Consider the following 17,125-nt stretch of genomic DNA (forward strand, 5'->3'; position numbering starts at 1 on the left):
CCCGGGACACGGGCGTACGGCGGCCGCGGCCGGTTCGGACCGCGATGCGGAACGGGGCGGGCGTGCCGGGTGGTGACCGTGGGGAGCGCGGGGGCGCAGCGGTGTGCCCAGCAGCGCCAAGGGGGCGCCCGGATGTGGGAAAATACAGGGTGCTTGCGGCGCCGTACCCGGCCCGCAGAACCGGCAGCGGCGGACGGGGCGTCCGTTGCCGGTAGGGGAGGACCGGCGGGCAGGGGCCCGGCCGGAGGCTGCTCGGGGAGGGCGACCGGTGACCGCGGAGATCTACTTCAGCAACAACTACCGTGATCTGTGCGAGCAACAGGGCACGGGTGCGGGGTTCCAGTTCGAGTTCTCCTGCCACCGCTGCTACGACACGTGGCGCTCGCCGTTCGTGCCGTACACCGGTGGCCGGATGGCCAGTTGGGTCGGCAAGGGGGTCAACGCGGCCTGGGGGATGCTCGGCCGGGCCGGCAGCGGCGTGTCCACCGCGGCCGACGGGCTGGCCGGCGCCGGCTACGGCACCGCCCGCGACGCGGCCTTCCAGCGCGCGATATCCACCGCGGAAGGGCACTTCAACCGCTGTCCGCGCTGCACCGGCTACGTCTGCAACCGCTGCTGGAACGCTGGGCAGGGCATCTGCCTGACCTGCGCCCCCGACACCGCCGCCGAGGCGCTCGCCGCCCAGCAGCGCGGCCTCAACGACATGGTGACCGAGCGCGCCTACGCCGTCGGGCAGACCGCCGGGCAGTCGTTCGACGTGAACACCCCGCGCCAGCTGGTCTGCCCGCAGTGCCGCGCCGAGACCCACGGCTCGGCCTTCTGCCCCGGCTGCGGCAACCGGCTCGCCCAGCCGGACACCTGCGGCTCGTGCAGCGCGCAGCTCCCGGCGGGCGCCGCCTTCTGCCCGGACTGCGGCACCCGCCGCTGACCCCCGCGCCGCGCTGACCTGCGGATGTGTGAGGCTGGGGGCATGAACGACCGCCCCCGGCCCGCCGCCGAACAGACCCCCGCCGAACAGGCCCCGGCCGAAGCGACCGCCGCCACCCCGGCCTCGGCCGCCGTGCCGGCCACCACCGTCGTGCGCTGGCCCGGCCCGGGCCTCGCCGGCGGCCAGGGCCCGGCCGGGCTGCTCGCCGCCTACCACCTCCAGACGCAGGCGGAGAAGGGCGAGGCCGTCACCGACGTGGCCGACCTGCCGGAGCGCTACCGCGCGGAGGTCCTCGACCCGCGGACCGCGTTCGCGGCCGACACGGTGCTGCTGGCCGTCGCCGGGGACGCGGTGCCCGGCTGCCTGGTGCTGACCGGCGCGGTGGGCGGCGCGGCCGAGATCAAGCGGCTGTGGACCGCCCCGGAGTACCGCGGCCGCGGGATCGCCGCGGCCCTGGTGCGCGCCGCGCTCACCGAGGCGGCCGCGCGCGGGGTGGACACCCTGCGGCTGTCGGTGTGGGACTGGCGCACGGGCGCGATCGCCCTCTACGAGCGGCTGGGCTTCGCCCCCGTACCCGCCCGGGACGACCGTCCCCGCCTGCTCCACCTGGCCCGCCCGGTCTGAACGGGCCCGGGCCGCCGCGGTGTCGGGCGGAGCCGGCAGGGCGGGCGGTGCGGGGGAGTTCAGCCCTGGGCGTTGATCCGGGTGAGCTGCTCGCGGGTCACCGCGGGGCGGGCCGATGCGGGGGAGTGGGCGCGCAGGCCCGCCAGGTGGATGTCGGCGTAGCGCCGCCAGGCGTCCGGGGTGACCGCGCCGCTGGTCTCCACCACGCCGCGCAGCCCCCACACCAGGGCCATCACGTCGCCGAGTTCGATGTGCGCGGCGACCCGCCCGGCCGCCTTGGCCTGGTCGAGCAGCAGGTCGATCAGGTCGCGCAGCTGCTCCACGCAGGCGGCCTCGGTGCGGCCCACCAGCTTGTCGGCGTAGCCGCGGTGCAGGCTCAGCCAGTGGCCGAACACCCCGATGAACACGTCGAGTCCGGTGCCGTCCGGCAGGGCCAGGGCGCTGCGCGCCTCGGCGACCAGCTCGCCGAGCATCTGCCCGGCGATCTCGTCGACCAGCGCCTCCTTGTTCGGGAACCGCCGGTAGAGGGTGCCGACGCCGACGCCCGCGCGGGAGGCGATCAGCTCCATGCTGGCGTCGGTGCCGTACTCGGTGAGCACCTCGCGGGCCGCGGCGATCACCAGTTGGTGGTTGCGCGCGGCGTCGCGCCGCATCGGGCGGTGCGGGGCGGCGCCGCCGGCGGGTGTCGGGTCGGCAGCGCCCTTCGGCGCCGGGTGCTCACCGCACACGGCACCGTGCCCCGTGCCGTGCCCGGTGCTGTCGGCTACGGGGCCGTGCCCCGCCTTGTGCGCTGCCATCGTCCACTTCCGATCGGTGCGGCCCTGCCCGGTGCCGGCTCCCCTGTGGTGCGGTCGGCACCGGAGTGTCCGGTGCCGGACCTCACTCCGACGTGTCGCTCATGACCGTACCGCCGGGTACGGCCGTGAGCGCGGTGCCCGCCGGCTCGTTGTCCTCGGTGGAGCTGGCTACCAGAGTGCCGCGCCGGGAGACCGGGATCAGCAGCGCGGCCAGCGCGCCGACCAGCAGCGCGACGCCGAGCATCGCGAAGCCGTGGGTGTAGCCGGCCTCGCGGGGCAGGCCGTCGGCCGCCGGGCTGGAGGTCACGACGCTGGCCATCAGCGCGGCGCCGATCGAGCCGCCGATGGTGCGGATGTTGGCGTTCATGCCGCTGGCCACGCCGGTCTGCTCGGCCGGGACCGCGCTCACGATCAGGCTGGACATCGCCGCGAAGGCGAGGCCGAAGCCGACGCCCATCACCGCGGTCGCGATGTACAGCTCCCAGGTGGCGCCGTGCGCGAAGGCGAGCAGCGCCATCGACACCGCGCTGATCAGCGAGCCGAGCAGCACCACGGTCTTGCCGCCGATCCGGGCGGCCAGCGAGTTGGCGCCCAGGCCCACCAGGAACATCGCCACCGACATCGGCAGCAGGATCAGCCCGGACTGGGTGATGGTCGAACCGAAGCCGTAGCCGGTGGACTTGGGGGTCTGCACGAACTCCGGGAGGAAGGCGAAGACGGAGTACATGCCGACGCCGAAGAGCAGGGCCACGGTGTTGTTGGTCCACACCGCGGGACGGCTCATCATCTTCATGTCGATCAGCGGCGTCGCCGACCGGCGCTCGGTCTCGACCCAGGCGACCGCCAGCACCACGGCGGCGACGATCAGGCCGATCACCTTGCCCGAGCCCCAGCCCCACACCGACGCCTGGCTCAGCGCGACCAGCAGCGCCACCAGCCATGCCGACAGCAGCAGCGCGGGCGCCCAGCTGATCCGGCCCTCGGTACGGGTGCGGCTGGCCGGTACGAACAGCACCGTGGCGACCGCCGTGAGGATGGTGAGGATCATCGGCAGCCAGAACAGCCAGTGGTAGTCCAGCGCGTTGACGATCGGGCCGGCCAGCACGATGCCCAGGCCGCCGCCGACCGCGACGAGCGAGGCGATCGCGCCGACCGCGCCGCTCATCTTCTCGCGCGGGAACTCCTCGCGGACGATGCTGAACGCCAGCGGCAGCACGCCGCCGCCGATGCCCTGGATCACCCGGGCGACGATCATCACCCCGACGTTGGTGGCCAGCGCGGCCAGCAGCGAGCCCGCGGCCAGCGCGACCAGGGTGGCCACGAAGACCGGCTTCTTGCCGACGATGTCCCCGACCCGGCCCATGATCGGGGTGAATATGGACGCGGAGAGCAGATACGCGGTCAGGACCCAGGTGACCGTGTTCTGCGAGGTGTGCAGCGACTCCTGGATCGTCGGCAGGACCGGGGTCACCAGCGACTGGAGCAGTGCGTACGCGCTGACGCTCGCCGCCAGCACCGCGAACGTCACCTGGTGAGGGGTGCGCCGGGTTTCGGACGCCATGGAACTCCTTAACGGACGCAAAAGGGGCGGCGCGGACGCGGTGGTCCGGGCCGTACGGAGAACGGGACGAGCGACAGCGCTCGGAGGTGTGCGCGGAGATCCGGAACTGTGATTCCGCTAAAGCCAGCATACGTCAACGGGAATGGCGGTTCCGTTTCGTTCGGGTGAGATCTCGCGCACATCGCGCCGCACCCGGTTCTAGGGTGGGCCGGGTGTTCTCCTCCCAGGGCCCCTCCGTACGCGAGCTGGCCGTCCAGGCGCTGTCCTCCGTCGAGCACGGGTACGACCTGCTGGCACCGGCCTTCGACCACACGCCCTTCCGCACCCCGGACCGCTTCCTCGACGCCACCGCGGCGGCGCTGCGGCCGTACGGGCCGTTCCGCACCGGGCTCGACGTGTGCTGCGGCACCGGCGCCGGCGTCAGAGTGCTGGCCGGGCTGTGCCCCAACGGCGTCACCGGCGCGGACATCAGCCGCGGCATGCTGGAGCGCGCCCGCGCCGCCCACCCCGAGCACGGCTGGGTCAGGGCCGACGCGCGGGCGCTGCCGTTCGACACGGAGTTCGACCTCGCCGTCAGCTTCGGCGCGTTCGGGCACTTCCTGCCCGCCGAGCGGCCCGCGCTGTTCGCCGGGGTGCACCGCGCGCTGCGCCCCGGCGCGCTGTTCGCCTTCCCCGTCGCAGCGCCGCCCCCGGTCGGCTCGCCCTGGTACTGGGCACTGGCCGGCTTCGACGCCGCGATGCGGGTGCGCAACGCGCTGTGGCGCCCGCCGTTCGTGATGTACTACCGCACCTTCCCGCTGGAGCCGGTGCGGGCGGACCTCGCGGCCGCGGGCTTCGAGGTGAGCACCCTGGCGCTGGAGGAGTTCGGCCGACGCCCCGACGGCAGCCCGCGCTGCCGCCTGGTACTGGCCCGCCGGATCGGGTGAGGCGCGGCCGCCCCCTCCCCGGTCAGCGGGCGCTGCCCGCGCCGCGGCCGGACGGCGGCCGGCGCGCGGCGTCGGCGAGGTCCTGGCGCAGCAGGTGGGCGACGCCGGCCGAGCGCAGGCGCTGGGCCAACTCCGCCGGGGTGAGGCCGAGGTCGGCGGCGGTGTCGGCGAAGTGCCAGTCGTGAGCGGCGAGCCGGGACAGCAGGTGGCCGCGGCGCACCTGGGCCTCGGAGAGCCGGAAGGTCTTCAGGTAGGCGATCCGGCCGTCGGCCGCGGTGATGGCCTCGCCGATGTGGTTCTCCTGGCGCGGGCGGAAGGCCGGCAGGAAGCGGTGCAGGGTGAACGGCCCCGCGCGGTGGACCCGTTGGGCCCGGTACTCCCCGTCGAGCAGTCCGGCGGCCATGGTGCCGTCGTGGAACGCGCGCCAGGCGCGCTCCTCGCGGGCCACGGCCGCGCGCAGCTCCGGCACCGACCCGGGGTCGCCGAGTGCGGGCCGGTAGTCGGGCAGGGCGGCGCCGAACAGGGCGTACTGGTAGACGAGTTCGCCGTACAGGTCGAGCAGCAGGGTGTCGTGCAGCGCCCGGTAGTCCGCCGGGTGCGGCACGGCGAACACCGCGGCCAGCGCGTCGGCGACGTAGAGGGCGAGCCCGCACTGGCCCGGATGCACCTCGAAGACCCGCAGCGCGTCGTCGAGGCCGCGCACGTCCGCGCCGAGGTACGCCTCCTCCACCCGCGGCGACAGGCCGTGCCGCAGCGCCTGCCTTGACCACTCGGCCCAGGCGATCGACGGGCCGCCGAAGTGCAGGCTCAGCAAGCCCTCCAGGGCGAGGTGCAGTGGCAGGAAGCGGAGCCGGTGCTTCGCCTCCCGGCGGGCCATGCGCCGGTGCACGCTCAGCGGCATGCCCGCCACCGCCTCCTGACCGCCCTGCCCGCCGCGCAGCTGGGTACCGTACGCGGCGGCCGGGCCGCGCTGCCCGGCGTCCGCGCCCCAGTCCGCGACGAAGCCGTGCGGGATGTAGGAGGTGTACGTCGTGCGCGGCCCGGTCACCACGCTTCCGTACCCGTCGCGGTACAGCTCGGCGTGCAGCCGCAGCCCCTCCACCGGTGCGGCCCGCAGCAGCGGCACCAGCCGTACCCCGCCCCACACCTGGGCGGGACCCGGCTCCAGCCCGGCCAGGTCCAGCCGGAAGGCGGCCGTCACACGGCACCCCCGGCGGCTCCGGGCCCGGGGCCGGAGCCACCCGCCAGGAACTCCGCGACCCGCGCGTCCAGATGCGCCCTCAGCCGCGGCAGGCCGCCGCGGCCGGTGGCGAACGCGGCCAGTTCGGTCAGGGCGGGCAGATCCTCCGCATCGCGGATGCCCACTGTCGGCACTGCGGGTGACAGCCGGCGCATATCGAAGCCTTCCGCGTCGTACACCGGGTTGAGGTGGACCACACCGGTGCGGCCGCCCGGGTCGATCCGGGACCGCCACACTCGCAGCACCTCCGCGGCCAGCCCCGGCGGGGCGTTGTCGAAGCCGTCGGAGACCACCAGCACCAGGTCGGGGCCGGGCTCCAGCGCGTCCAGCAGCCGCGTGCCGAGCGGGGTCGGGCCGTAGGGACCGGCCAGCAGCGCGTCGGTGCGGCCGGACGTCCACAGTGCCCGGTACGAACCGGCCAGCACGGCCAGCAGGAAGTGCGCCGCCAGCGCCACGGCCAGCGGCCGGCGCCGCTTGTGGCCGGAGGCGTACGTGGAGGAGGAGTCGTCGAGCACCGCCGTCACCCGGCCCCAAGTCCCGGCACGCGCACCGGCGACACGGCGCGCCGCGGTCGTCAGCGCCGCGGTCAGTTCGGCCCGGCGCGCCACCCGGTCCGCGCGCGGCAGCCCCAGCACGTAGGAGGCGAGCCTGGTCAGCGGCATCCGGGTCAGGTCGGTGCCGACGGCGCCGACGCCCGACCTGCGGGCCGCCTCCTGGAGGCGCAGCCGCTCCAGCCGGGTCAGGCGCGGCGCGATCCGCTCCAGGAAGACCTCGCGCGGGATGCGATGCCGCGCCGCGAACCCCTCGGCCACGGTGAACGGCAGTTCGAAGACGGCCGCCTGCTCGTAACGGGCGCGCCGGTGCGCGTCCAGCAGCGGGTGCCCGTAGCGGGCCCGACTGCGCGGCGCGAACAGGAACGGCCCCAACTCCTCGGGGCCCAACCGCAGATGGGTGTGGCGCAGCGCGGCTTTCAGGCCCGCGCGGTACTTCACCGCGTCGAAGCCCGCGTCGGGCCGCGCGGCGAGCCAGTCCCGGACGATCGCCCGGGTGCGGCGGTTGTTCACCCGGGCCGCGCGCAACTCGGCGAAGAGCGCGTACACCCGCTGGGGCGGCAGCAGGTGCAGCCGCCGGGCGATCAGCGCGCCCTCGGTGCGACGCTGTTCGGGGCTCGCCTCGGCGGCGGTGCGCAGCAGTTCGCGGACGATCAGCGCGGCGTTGTGGTCGTTGACGCCCAGCGCGAGGGCGGCCGCGTACAGCCCGCGGTAGTTGCCGAGCATGTACGCGTGCAGGAACTCCAGGGACATCCGCTGCTCGGCGGCCCCGCTGTGGAATTCGCGCTGGCCGGTCGAGGTGACGGCCGCGTTCACGAAGAGCAGCACGTCCTCGGCGGCGACCAGACCCTCCAGCGCACCCGGCACCGCACACACCCCTCCCCGGTGGATGGATGCCGGCCGGGGTGTGAGGGCGCGAGCTGCGAATCATTGCTTCAGAGGCAGGTTCCGGAAGTCGCGCCGGAGTCCCGCGGCCGGCGCCTCGTACCGTAACAGCGCGGGCATGCCGGATCGACCGGGTATTCGACCGGTGGTCGGGCCGGCCGTACGGCCGTGCGGCCGCGGTTAGTCGGCCGGGTGCGGCGCCGGGGACGGGGGGAACTCGGCCTTGCGCAGCCGGTAGACCTGGAGCCGCAGGTCGTAGTACTTCTCGGTCTCCCCGACCCACTCCATGCCCACCCGCCGCGCGGTCGCGGCGCCGCGCTCGTTGCGCGGGCGCACCACCGCGAAGATCTCGTCGACGCCCGCCTCGAAGGCGTAGTGCGCGACGGCGTGCCCGGCCTCCGAGGCGTATCCCGCGCCCCACGCGGTCGGGGCGAGCTGCCAGCCGACCTCCAGGTCCACGCCGTACGGGGGCAGCGGCAGCAGCGCCGCGCCGCCGACCAGTTCGCCGGTGTCGCGCCGGGTGACCGCCCAGCGGCCGGCCGGGGGGTCCAGCTCCTCGCAGTTCGCCCGCCAGCAGGCCAGCAGTTCGCGCATCGCCTCGGCGTCGGGGGTGCGGTGCATGGCCGGGGCGAGCCAGCGGGTCACCTCGTCGGCGCCGTAGACCGCCAGGGCACCCGCCGCGTCGGCGTCCTCCCACGGCCGCAGCAGCAGCCGGGGGGTGAGCACCCGGGCACCGTCGATCTCGACCCGGTATTCGCTGTCGGCCATGTCGCGCCTCCTGCGTGGTTTGGGGGGACTCGGCGGATCGTAGCCCACCGGGTGCGGCCGCCCGCGCCCCACCCGCCTGGCGGGGCGCGGCACGCCCCGTTCGGCGCACGGCGGGGCGGCCGCCCGGCCGCGGCTAGCCGTCCGAGCGGCGCCGGTGCAGCGTGAACTGCTCGAAGACCGACAGCTCGCCGGCTGGCTTGTCCACGTTGTAGTACGTGACGTGCAGCCGGGTGGTGTCGCCCGCGAAGCGGCCCGGGTCCACGGTGAAGGACGCGAAGCCGTAGGGGTGCTCGATGTCGCGCACGCCCGTCCAGACCGCCTCCTCCTTGACGTACGTGGCCGCGCGCTTGCCGCCCTCGGGGCGGCTGTCGGCCACGGCGGTGATCACCTTCGCGGTGCCGTCCTTGAAGAACGACTGGTTGGTGGTCCCGGAGACCCCGCCGCCGCCGAGCACCATGTGCACGGTGCCCAGGCTCGTGTCGATGTCGTCGGTGCGGGTGGAGGCGGGGTTCGGGGTGAGGGTCTCGCTGCCGCTGACCACCCCGCGCACCGCGAGCGACCGCTCATAGTTGTGTTCGTGCCCGCAGACCACAAGGTCGACCTGGTAGCGGTCGAAGAGCGGGCCGTACTTGGCGCGCAGGCCCAGGTCGGCGCCGTTGGCGTCGGAGGAGGAGATCATCACCTGGTGCATGGCCACGACCACCCAGTCGATGTCGCGGTCGGCCCGCGCCGCCTTCAACTCCCGCTCCAGGAAGGCGAGCTGGCGGCCACCGGAGTAGCCGCTGATGTAGAGGTCGCCGCCGTCCTGGAGGCAGTTGTCGTCGTTCTGGAGCACGATGACCCGCACCGAGCCGGCGGTGAACGCGTACCACAGGCCCGCGAGTTCGGCGTCGGTCTCGGTCGACGGCAGCGCGAAGTACGTCTGGTAGGCGCCCAGGCCGATCTCGCCGTTGCCCGACTCGATCTCGTGGTTGCCCGCGGCCGGCATCCAGGGCCGGAAGCGGGCCGAACGGGTGTTGTTGGTGAAGAAGTTGTTCCAGGTCCGTACCCGGTCGACGTCCAGGTTGGCGTAGCACAGGTCGCCGTTGAGCAGGTGGAACAGCGGCGCGACCTGCTCGATGCCGGTGACGATGTCCTTGGTGGCGGGCGTGGAGTTGGCGTCCAGCGCCACGCTGCCGTCCGACGCCCAGGTGACCTGCGGCGCGGACTGGTCGCCGAAGCTGGTGAAGGTCAGCGGGCGGCGACCGCGCGGCGCGGTGGCGAAGGTCCCGCTGTCGGGCGTGGCGCCGTCGTGCGAGACGACGTAGAAGTACTGCTTGCCGGGGGAGAGCCGGTTCAGCGCCGCGTGGTGGACGTAGACCCTACGGCCGGACTTGCCGTCGGCGTAGCTGCGGGTGACCGCGTCCACGCCCGAGCCCAGGCCGTGTTCGAGAGTGCCGTACATCACCCGCGGCCGCTTCACCGGGGCGTCGGTGAGCCAGGAGACGACCATCTGGGTGGCCGGGTCCTTGCCGAACGTCAGGTGCAGGCCCTGCACCGGCGGGGCGCCGCCCGCGTCCGGCGACGGCAGGAACGCCGGGGCGCCCGCGGTGGCGCTGCTCGCCGGCGCGGCGGCGGCCGGCGCCGCGGTCAGCAGCGGCGCGGCCACGGCGGCGGCGCCGGCGGTGCCGAGCAGGCCGACCGCGGCCCGGCGGCCGATCCGCGGCCCGGCCGGGGCCTGCGCCGCCGCCTGCTCCCCGGGCTGCTGCGACGACGGCTCGGAAGGGTGCGACGGGTCCAACTGTGCGGCCATCAAGACTCCTTGACGCGGGTGCGGTGCGGTGCGCGGTCGTGCCGGGCGGTGCGTGGAGGTGCGGGCGGTGCGGTGCCGTGCCGAGCGGTGCGCAAAAGTGCGGGCCCGCGCCAGGGCGGCGCGGTGACGTCGTGCAGAATCCCGCCCGGCGGCGACGGCCAGTTGAACGGCGCCTTGCGCGCCGGCGACGGAACCCACCGTGACGGGCCGGTGCCAAAGGCCGTCGCGGGCGCGGCCGCAACCTCCCCCCGCCGGCGGGCTGTTCGCGGTCCGTACGGCGCCGCGCCACCCGTACGACACCCGCACGTCGCCGGCGCTCGGTGATCTGGGACCGCCCGGCCCGGGCCGCCACCGCCGGGCCCCGCACCACCCGACGTCAGCGGTACGCCGGCCCGCGCACGCCAACTTGTCCGCGCCGCCCGGCCCAGCATCCGCCCCGAGCCCAAGAGGTCCCGCGAGCATGACCGAACTCAACCGGCGCCGCTTCCTTCAGATCGCGGGCGCCACCGCCGGCTTCTCCGCGCTGTCCGGCAGCATCACCCGGGCCGCCGCCATCCCGGCCGGCCGCCGCACCGGCACCATCAAGGACATCGAGCACATCGTCGTCCTGATGCAGGAGAACCGCTCCTTCGACCACTACTTCGGCTCGCTGCGCGGGGTGCGCGGCTTCGGTGACCCGCGGCCGGTCACCCTGCCCAGCGGCAAGTCCGTGTGGCACCAGCCGAACGGCACCGGCGAGGTGCTGCCCTACCACCCGGACACGCAGGACCTCGGCATGAAGTTCATCGAGGGCCTCAACCACGAGTGGACCGGCAGCCACAAGGCGGTCAACGGCGGCCGGTACGACCAGTGGATTCCGGCCAAGTCCGCGGCCACGATGGCCCATCTGACCCGCGACGACATCCCGTTCCACTACGCGCTCGCCGACGCGTTCACCATCTGCGACGCCTACCACTGCTCGCTGATCGGCGGCACCGACCCCAACCGCTACTACATGTGGTCGGGTTGGACCGGGAACGACGGCAAGGGCGGCGGCCCCGTCGTCGACAACTCCGAGGCCGGCTACAGCTGGACCACCTACCCGGAGCGGCTGGAGAAGGCCGGCATCTCCTGGAAGATCTACCAGGACATCGGCGACGGCCTCGACGCGGCCGGCGGCTGGGGCTGGATCGAGGACCCCTACCGCGGCAACTACGGCGACAACTCGCTGCTCTACTTCGACCAGTACCGCAACGCCGCCCCCGGCGACCCGCTCTACGACAAGGCCCGCACCGGTACCGACGCCAAGGCCGGCGACGGCTTCTTCGACGTGCTGCGCGCCGACGTCAAGGCCGGGCGGCTGCCCCAGGTCTCCTGGATCGCCGCTCCCGAGGCGTTCTCCGAGCACCCCAACTGGCCCGCGAACTACGGCGCCTGGTACATCTCGCAGGTCCTGGACGCGCTGACCGCCGACCCCGAGGTGTGGAGCAGAACCGCGCTGCTGATCACCTACGACGAGAACGACGGCTACTTCGACCACGTCGTGCCGCCGTACGCCGCCGCGGCGGGCCAGGGCGGCTCGACCGTCGACACCTCCCTCGAGCTCTTCCCCGGCAACTCCACCTACGCCCCCGGCCCGTACGGCCTCGGCCAGCGCGTGCCGATGCTCGTGGTCTCGCCCTGGAGCACCGGCGGCTACGTCTGCTCCGAGACGTTCGACCACACCTCGATCCTGCGGTTCATCGAGCAGCGGTTCGGCGTGCACGAGCCGCAGATCTCGCCGTGGCGGCGCGCGGTGTGCGGCGACCTGACCTCCGCGTTCGACTTCTCGCTCCAGCACGACCGGCCCGCGCGCCTGCCCGGCACCGACGGCTACCAGCCGACGGACTCCGACCGGCACGACTCCTACGTGCCGGTGCCGCCCGCCGAGCAGGCGGTGCCGCGCCAGGAGAAGGGCTCCCGGCCCACCCGGCCGCTGCCGTACGCGCCGCACACGGACGCGGCCGTCACCGCCGCCGGCCAGGTCACCCTGACGTTCGGCGGCGGCGCCGGGGCGGGCGCGTGCTTCCACGTCACCTCCGGCAACCGCACCGACGGCCCGTGGACGTACACCACCGGCGCCGGGCACACCCTCACCGGGCAGTGGGACACCGACGGCACCTCCGGCACCTACGACCTGACCGTGCACGGCCCGGCCGGCTTCCTGCGGGCCTTCGGCGGCACCGCGCACCGCGCCGGCGCCGAGGTCACCGCCCGGCACGACGCCCGCACCGGGCAGGTCGAGCTGACCCTCGCCAACTCCGGCGGCAGCGACATCCGCTTCACCGTCCGCAACGCCTACGACGGCAAGCAGCGGATGCTCGTCGTACGCGCCGGGCGCCGCGAGACCTACCGGCCCGCCCTCGCCGACCGCTGGTACGACGTGACCGTGCAGTCCGACCACGACGCGGCCTTCACACGGCGCTTCGCCGGGCACGTCGAGACCGGCCGCCCCGGCGTCAGCGACCCGGCGATCGCGACGGCCTAGGACACACCCTGGTGGGCGGGGGAGCCCTGGCGGCCAGGCCGCCGAGGCTCCCCCGCCCGACGTTTCGTCCCGGCTCGGTCACAGCCGCCGTGCGGGTACGGATTCCGGAGCCCTGCGCCGCTACCGTGGAACGGAACTGACCGGACGCGCGCGCACGGACGTGACGGGTGGTGCGCGCGCCCACGACGTGTACGGGGGACCGATGACGGACTTCGCGGGTGTGAACCCGCAGCGCTTACGGCAACTGGCCAACCGCCTGGCGGATCTGGCCGCGGCACTGGCCTCGGACGGCGGCACGATCCGGACGGACTTCGACCGGTGGGGCGGCTCCCTGAACCTGAGCGCGATCGGACAGCAGGCCCAGCAGGTCGGCGACGACGCGCACGCCATGGCGCTGCGGGCCGACGAGGCGCTGAACCTGCTGGACGGCGCGGGCCAGCCGTACCTGTGCGGCATCAACGGCGACATGTACCAGATTCCCTGGGACACCAAGGACATCGACCCGGCCAAGGAGGCCCAGCAGGAGGCGAGCGAGCTGAGCAAGGCGCTCGCCAACCCCAAGGACCCGAACTCCCGGCAGATCATCCTCAACGTGGCCCAGTCGCTGTCCGACCACGGCAAGGACTCCGCCTACATGACGGCGTTCATGATCAACGGCGGCATCAAGGACATGACCGGAGCCGCCAACGCCCTGCACGCCGAGGACGGCACGCACGACAACACCCTGCTCAGCAAGGAGTCCGTCGCCGCGATGGCCCAGTTCGGCCAGGCCACCCAGACGCTGGCCGACCTCGCGGTCAAGGGCGACTACCCCCATCCCGCCCCCGACTACCTGGCGCCGCTCACCCACCCCACCGACGACGACGCCTGGTCGATCGGCATGCTGCTGAAGTACGGCCCCTCCGGTGACAAGTGGAACGCGCAGGTCCTCTCCGACATCAGCGGCGGCATGCTGGACTGGCGCGAGAAGCAGGGCGCGATGCGGCCGGACTACGAGATGTTCCCCGGCGGCGGCGCCTACCCCGGGTACTACGGCGACGGCAAGGCGTGGTTCGACGACCTGGGCCTCACCGGCGCGGTCGGCTCCAAGTCCGGTGCGGACCAGACCGTCGCGGCCATCCGGGCCAACGACCCGGTGCTCGCCGTCCTGGACCGGCTCGGCGACAACGCGCAGGGCTCCCGCGACCTGCTCGGCCAGAACACCGCCGCCAGCAAGGGGTACGCGGCCGACCTGCTGGAGTACAACTGGCAGACCACCAGCCGGACCGGCACCGTGGACGACTCCGAACCCATCGGCCGGGTGCTCACGCTGGCCGCCAGCGACCGCAGTCCCGACTTCGCCGACCAGTCCGGCCAGGCCGCGTACAACATCCTGGCCGCCGCGGCGAAGGAGAACAGCACCTTCGCCGGCCGCTCCCAGAAGGAGCAGCTCGCCTATTTCACCTATCCGCAGAGCACCGCCGTCGCCCTGGCCGGCATCACCGCCACCTGGGCCGACCAGCTCGGCGCCTCGTCCAAGATCGCCGGTTCGCAGGCGGGCGGCTACTCGACCACGGAGCACGGCCTGGTCCTCCCGCACGACGACCTGCAAGCGGCGATGGAGCTGTTCACCCGTGACGACCCCAGCGCCGCCGCGATGTTCGACACCGCGATGCACGCCCAGCTCAGCGACGCCGCCGGCTCCAGCGACGACATCACCAACCTGGGCAACATGATCGGCCTGTTCACCAAGGCCAAGAACAACATCAGCTACAGCGCGGCCCAGCAGCTGGACGAGCAGCACAAGGCCAACCTGGCGGTCCTGAACACCGCGGGCGTCCTGTTCAGCGGTACCTCACTCCCCAAGGGCGTCACCGACAAGGTGGTCACCAAGGGCTTCAAGTACTCGCAGACCCTCGCCACCTGGGGCCGGTCGGTCAAGGCGCCGACCACCGACCCGTTCTCCACCGACAACGCCGCCGCGCAGCAGGCCGTGAACTCCAAGGACGCCAAGGACGTCGAGAAGGCGTACGCGCCGGCGCTGGCCCAGGGACTCATCCGGTCGGGGAAGATCCCCGCGCCCGCCGGCCAGACGTGGTACGACCCCAAGACCCAGACCGTGTCCCCGGACGCGTGGCAGAACACGGATTTCACCAGCTGGTTCACCGGCACGAGCGTCGCCTCCACGACCAACGGCGTCATGGGCGACCTCGACAGCGGCTTCAGGACGTACGAAGGATCACTTGATGGCAACTAGGGCCTGTCGCCCGGGGTCCGGCACCCGGACCAAGCGCACCCGGACCAAGCGGTACCTGGCGGCGGCGGTGGCGGTGGCGGGGCTCCTGGCCGGGTGCTCGGGCGGCGGCGGCCACAAGAGCGCCCGGGCCGGCCTGCCGACCCCGGCCGCCGGGAAGATCGCCGCTTTCGACCTCGGCGCGCTCAGCGACACCTACGACCTCAACGAGGACGTGATGTCCGGCGACACCCTGGTGACCACCAGCCGGTCGGGCGACGTGTACATGGTGGAGTGGGACGGCGCCGACCATCCCGACGTGCTGCGGATGACCCCGCAGGGCGTCGTCGCGAGATACGTGCGGGTCGACCACCGGGTGGACAACGCCTCCCTGGTGGTCCGCTCGGACGGCTCCGTCGTCTTCGGCGTCCTCAAGCAGAGCCCGCCCACGCGGGTCGCGAAGCTGCCCGTGACGGACAAGGACGGCCGCACCACCGCCCTCGCGATCCCGCCGACCTCCGACAACGCGCTGCCGGTCGGCGAACGCCCGGACGGGTCGCTCGTCATCAGCGAGGGCGGCGACCTCTGGGCGCTCGGGAACGGCACCTCCACCCGCCTCTACCACCAGTCGGCACCGATCTTCACCGGCGCCGTGGTGGACCCGGCGGGAACGGTCTACTCCGCCACCGGCGACCTCTCCGACATCGTGGCCATCCCCGTCGGCAAGGCGCCCGAGCACCTGCACCTGTCCGGCACGCTACCCGGCACCCACACGGCGATCGCGTCGCTGCGCCTGTCGCACCTGGCACCCGCGACCGGCGGCGGCTTCTACGCCCTGGCCCAGGACACCGCCGGCTCGTCGGCAGCCGTCGTGTATGTCCACAACGGCCGCGCGACCGTGCTGGCGAAGACCCCGAACGACGGCCACGCCTGCACGCCCGGCCACCAGTACCCCGCTCTGACCAGCACCTGCGGAACCCAGGCGTACATCGCCCAGAGCGGCAAGCGCGTCCTGCTCCTCGGGAACCTGGTGCACCGCAGCTCCGCAGACCCCGCCCTCGCCCTCGCCGCGGCCGGCTCGTGAGAGTCGCGGCGAGGGGGAGGGCGGCGGACGACTTCTCCGAGGAGGACAGATGAGTGACGTGGACGACTGCAAGAAGGACATGGCCGCGGTGAAGACCGCCGAGGGGAACATCCGGGCGGCCATCGAGAAGGTCAACCAGATGATGACCGGGACGTGGGTCGGGACCGCCGCCGACCGGTGGGGCACCGACTTCCACGGCCGGATGGGCACGCTGAGCAAGCTGTTCGACCAGTTCCCGGCGGAGGAGCAGCGGCTGATCGACAAGGTCGAGAAGGCGGACAAGACGCCGAAGGGGGCGTCCTGACGTCGGCGGCACCGTGACGCGGTGTCCGCCACGGACGTCGGACGGCCGCTCCGGCGTGCTACCGGGCCAGGCGGCGGCGGGCGTAGGCGGCCGGGGTGACGCCGAGGTGGCGCTTGAAGTGGCGGTTCAGGTGCGCCTGGTCGTAGAAGCCGACGGCCGCCGCGACCGAGGCGGGCCGCTCGCCGGTGAGGAGCAGGCGCCGGGCCCGGTCGATCCGCAGCCCCGTGAGGTAGGTGTGCGGGGGCAGTCCGTAGGCGCGGGAGAAGCTGCGGATGAGGTGGGTGGGGTGGGCGTGCAGCAGCGCGGTGGCCTCGTCGAGGGTCAGGCCGTCGGCGACGCGGGCGTCCAGCAGTTCGCGCAGCCGGGCCGCGAGCCGGTCGCCCTCCCGGCCCGGTGGCCGGACCCGGTGCGCGTCGAGGTGCACCAGCAGGCGTTCGCGTACGAAGGCGAGGCGGGACTGCGCCTCCAGCGCGTCGTCCCGGTCGCGCAGGGCCGCGTGCAGGCGGTGCACCCTCGCGCGCAGGGCAGCGTCGCCCAGGATCGGGCCGGCCACCGCCTTCCCCGCCAGGCGGGCGGGCAGCACGTCCGTGCTCAGGTACAGCACGCGCTTGCGGAACCCGGCCGGGTTGACGGTGCGGCCGTCGTGCGGGACCCCCGGGGGCAGCAGCACCACGCGGCTGGCGTCCGTCGCGCCGTGCCGCCTGCGGTCCAGGGCGAAGTCCACGACACCGTCGTCCAGCAGCATCAGGTCCCACGTGGTGTGGGTGTGCACGGGGTACGCGTGGTGCGTGAAGTGGGCGTGCAGCACTTCGGTGATGCCCGGGACCTTCGGGCGCCACGCGTCCACCTGGTGGATTTCGCCGCCGGCCATAGCCCCCAGTCTGCCCCGTCGCCGCAGTCGCCTGGTGTCGCGGTCCGTCCTGGCCGGTCGGTTCCGGTGGCGGACG

At 73.7% G+C, this 17,125-nt stretch carries 14 protein-coding genes; 7 read left to right on the forward strand and 7 right to left on the reverse strand.

The features are described from left to right. Positions 1 to 268 precede the first annotated feature (268 nt). The gene (locus AC3ERT_RS00575) at positions 269 to 928 is read left to right on the forward strand and encodes a zinc ribbon domain-containing protein (protein ID WP_335980883.1); all 660 of its coding nucleotides are present in this window, start codon (positions 269 to 271) and stop codon (positions 926 to 928) included. Positions 929 to 970: 42 nt separating this feature from the next. Beyond that, positions 971 to 1,552, forward strand: a complete 582-nt coding sequence (locus AC3ERT_RS00580; protein WP_435172120.1) for a GNAT family N-acetyltransferase — start codon at positions 971 to 973, stop codon at positions 1,550 to 1,552. Positions 1,553 to 1,611: 59 nt separating this feature from the next. Here AC3ERT_RS00580 and AC3ERT_RS00585 read toward each other — a convergent pair whose 3' ends face one another. Further along, positions 1,612 to 2,349 carry a TetR/AcrR family transcriptional regulator gene (locus AC3ERT_RS00585; RefSeq protein ID WP_435127929.1) on the reverse strand — a complete coding sequence of 246 codons (738 nt, stop codon included), beginning with the start codon at positions 2,347 to 2,349 and terminating at the stop codon, positions 1,612 to 1,614. Positions 2,350 to 2,431: 82 nt separating this feature from the next. Next, positions 2,432 to 3,910 carry an MFS transporter gene (locus AC3ERT_RS00590; RefSeq protein ID WP_435172122.1) on the reverse strand — a complete coding sequence of 493 codons (1,479 nt, stop codon included), beginning with the start codon at positions 3,908 to 3,910 and terminating at the stop codon, positions 2,432 to 2,434. Positions 3,911 to 4,122: 212 nt separating this feature from the next. On the opposite strand from AC3ERT_RS00590, the gene AC3ERT_RS00595 reads away from it, so the two are divergent. Further along, on the forward strand, positions 4,123 to 4,836 hold the full coding sequence (locus AC3ERT_RS00595) for a class I SAM-dependent methyltransferase (protein WP_335980878.1): 714 nt from the start codon (positions 4,123 to 4,125) through the stop codon (positions 4,834 to 4,836). Between the two features lie 22 nt (positions 4,837 to 4,858). Here the strand turns inward: AC3ERT_RS00595 and AC3ERT_RS00600 are convergent, their stop codons facing one another. The 4 genes from AC3ERT_RS00600 to AC3ERT_RS00615 all read right to left on the reverse strand — a co-directional run bounded on the left by AC3ERT_RS00600 (position 4,859) and on the right by AC3ERT_RS00615 (position 10,072). Continuing rightward, positions 4,859 to 6,037, reverse strand: coding sequence for an ARPP-2 domain-containing protein (locus AC3ERT_RS00600; protein WP_435172124.1), 1,179 nt, complete (start codon positions 6,035 to 6,037; stop codon positions 4,859 to 4,861). Beyond that, on the reverse strand, positions 6,034 to 7,494 hold the full coding sequence (locus AC3ERT_RS00605; protein ID WP_435172126.1) for a hypothetical protein: 1,461 nt from the start codon (positions 7,492 to 7,494) through the stop codon (positions 6,034 to 6,036). The genes AC3ERT_RS00600 and AC3ERT_RS00605 overlap by 4 nt, the downstream gene beginning before the upstream one ends. Positions 7,495 to 7,692: 198 nt before the next feature. After that, positions 7,693 to 8,280: a GNAT family N-acetyltransferase gene (locus tag AC3ERT_RS00610; protein ID WP_335980874.1), complete on the reverse strand. Its 588-nt coding sequence runs from the start codon at positions 8,278 to 8,280 to the stop codon at positions 7,693 to 7,695. 133 nt (positions 8,281 to 8,413) lie between these two features. After that, the gene (locus AC3ERT_RS00615; RefSeq protein ID WP_435172128.1) at positions 8,414 to 10,072 is read right to left on the reverse strand and encodes a purple acid phosphatase family protein; all 1,659 of its coding nucleotides are present in this window, start codon (positions 10,070 to 10,072) and stop codon (positions 8,414 to 8,416) included. A 460-nt stretch (positions 10,073 to 10,532) separates the two neighbouring features. Between AC3ERT_RS00615 and AC3ERT_RS00620 the strand changes: the two genes are divergently transcribed. The 4 genes from AC3ERT_RS00620 (at position 10,533) to AC3ERT_RS00635 (ending at position 16,178) form a co-directional block, all read left to right on the forward strand. Further along, positions 10,533 to 12,578, forward strand: a complete 2,046-nt coding sequence (locus AC3ERT_RS00620) for a phosphocholine-specific phospholipase C (protein WP_435172129.1) — start codon at positions 10,533 to 10,535, stop codon at positions 12,576 to 12,578. Between the two features lie 202 nt (positions 12,579 to 12,780). Further along, complete coding sequence (locus tag AC3ERT_RS00625) at positions 12,781 to 14,814, forward strand: hypothetical protein (protein WP_335980869.1); 2,034 nt, start codon at positions 12,781 to 12,783, stop codon at positions 14,812 to 14,814. Then, a complete protein-coding gene (locus tag AC3ERT_RS00630) occupies positions 14,804 to 15,874 on the forward strand; it encodes a hypothetical protein (RefSeq protein ID WP_435172131.1) in 1,071 nt (356 codons plus the stop codon). Before AC3ERT_RS00625 ends, AC3ERT_RS00630 begins: the two co-directional genes overlap by 11 nt. A 49-nt stretch (positions 15,875 to 15,923) precedes the next feature. Continuing rightward, positions 15,924 to 16,178, forward strand: a complete 255-nt coding sequence (locus AC3ERT_RS00635) for a hypothetical protein (RefSeq protein ID WP_435127914.1) — start codon at positions 15,924 to 15,926, stop codon at positions 16,176 to 16,178. Between the two features lie 58 nt (positions 16,179 to 16,236). Here the strand turns inward: AC3ERT_RS00635 and AC3ERT_RS00640 are convergent, their stop codons facing one another. Continuing rightward, a complete protein-coding gene (locus tag AC3ERT_RS00640; RefSeq protein WP_335980865.1) occupies positions 16,237 to 17,049 on the reverse strand; it encodes a helix-turn-helix transcriptional regulator in 813 nt (270 codons plus the stop codon). Positions 17,050 to 17,125 lie beyond the last annotated feature (76 nt).

Source organism: Actinacidiphila sp. bgisy145, from assembly GCF_057708125.1.

Excerpts from the sequence above, each read along its gene's own strand:
- AC3ERT_RS00580 (WP_435172120.1), top strand. The coding sequence starts at position 971 with ATGAACGACCGCCCCCGGCCCGCCGCCGAACAGACCCCCGCCGAACAG.
- AC3ERT_RS00585 (WP_435127929.1), bottom strand. The coding sequence starts at position 2,349 with ATGGCAGCGCACAAGGCGGGGCACGGCCCCGTAGCCGACAGCACCGGG.
- AC3ERT_RS00590 (WP_435172122.1), bottom strand. The coding sequence starts at position 3,910 with ATGGCGTCCGAAACCCGGCGCACCCCTCACCAGGTGACGTTCGCGGTG.
- AC3ERT_RS00610 (WP_335980874.1), bottom strand. The coding sequence starts at position 8,280 with ATGGCCGACAGCGAATACCGGGTCGAGATCGACGGTGCCCGGGTGCTC.
- AC3ERT_RS00615 (WP_435172128.1), bottom strand. The coding sequence starts at position 10,072 with ATGGCCGCACAGTTGGACCCGTCGCACCCTTCCGAGCCGTCGTCGCAG.
- AC3ERT_RS00620 (WP_435172129.1), top strand. The coding sequence starts at position 10,533 with ATGACCGAACTCAACCGGCGCCGCTTCCTTCAGATCGCGGGCGCCACC.
- AC3ERT_RS00625 (WP_335980869.1), top strand. The coding sequence starts at position 12,781 with ATGACGGACTTCGCGGGTGTGAACCCGCAGCGCTTACGGCAACTGGCC.
- AC3ERT_RS00630 (WP_435172131.1), top strand. The coding sequence starts at position 14,804 with ATGGCAACTAGGGCCTGTCGCCCGGGGTCCGGCACCCGGACCAAGCGC.
- AC3ERT_RS00635 (WP_435127914.1), top strand. The coding sequence starts at position 15,924 with ATGAGTGACGTGGACGACTGCAAGAAGGACATGGCCGCGGTGAAGACC.
- AC3ERT_RS00640 (WP_335980865.1), bottom strand. The coding sequence starts at position 17,049 with ATGGCCGGCGGCGAAATCCACCAGGTGGACGCGTGGCGCCCGAAGGTC.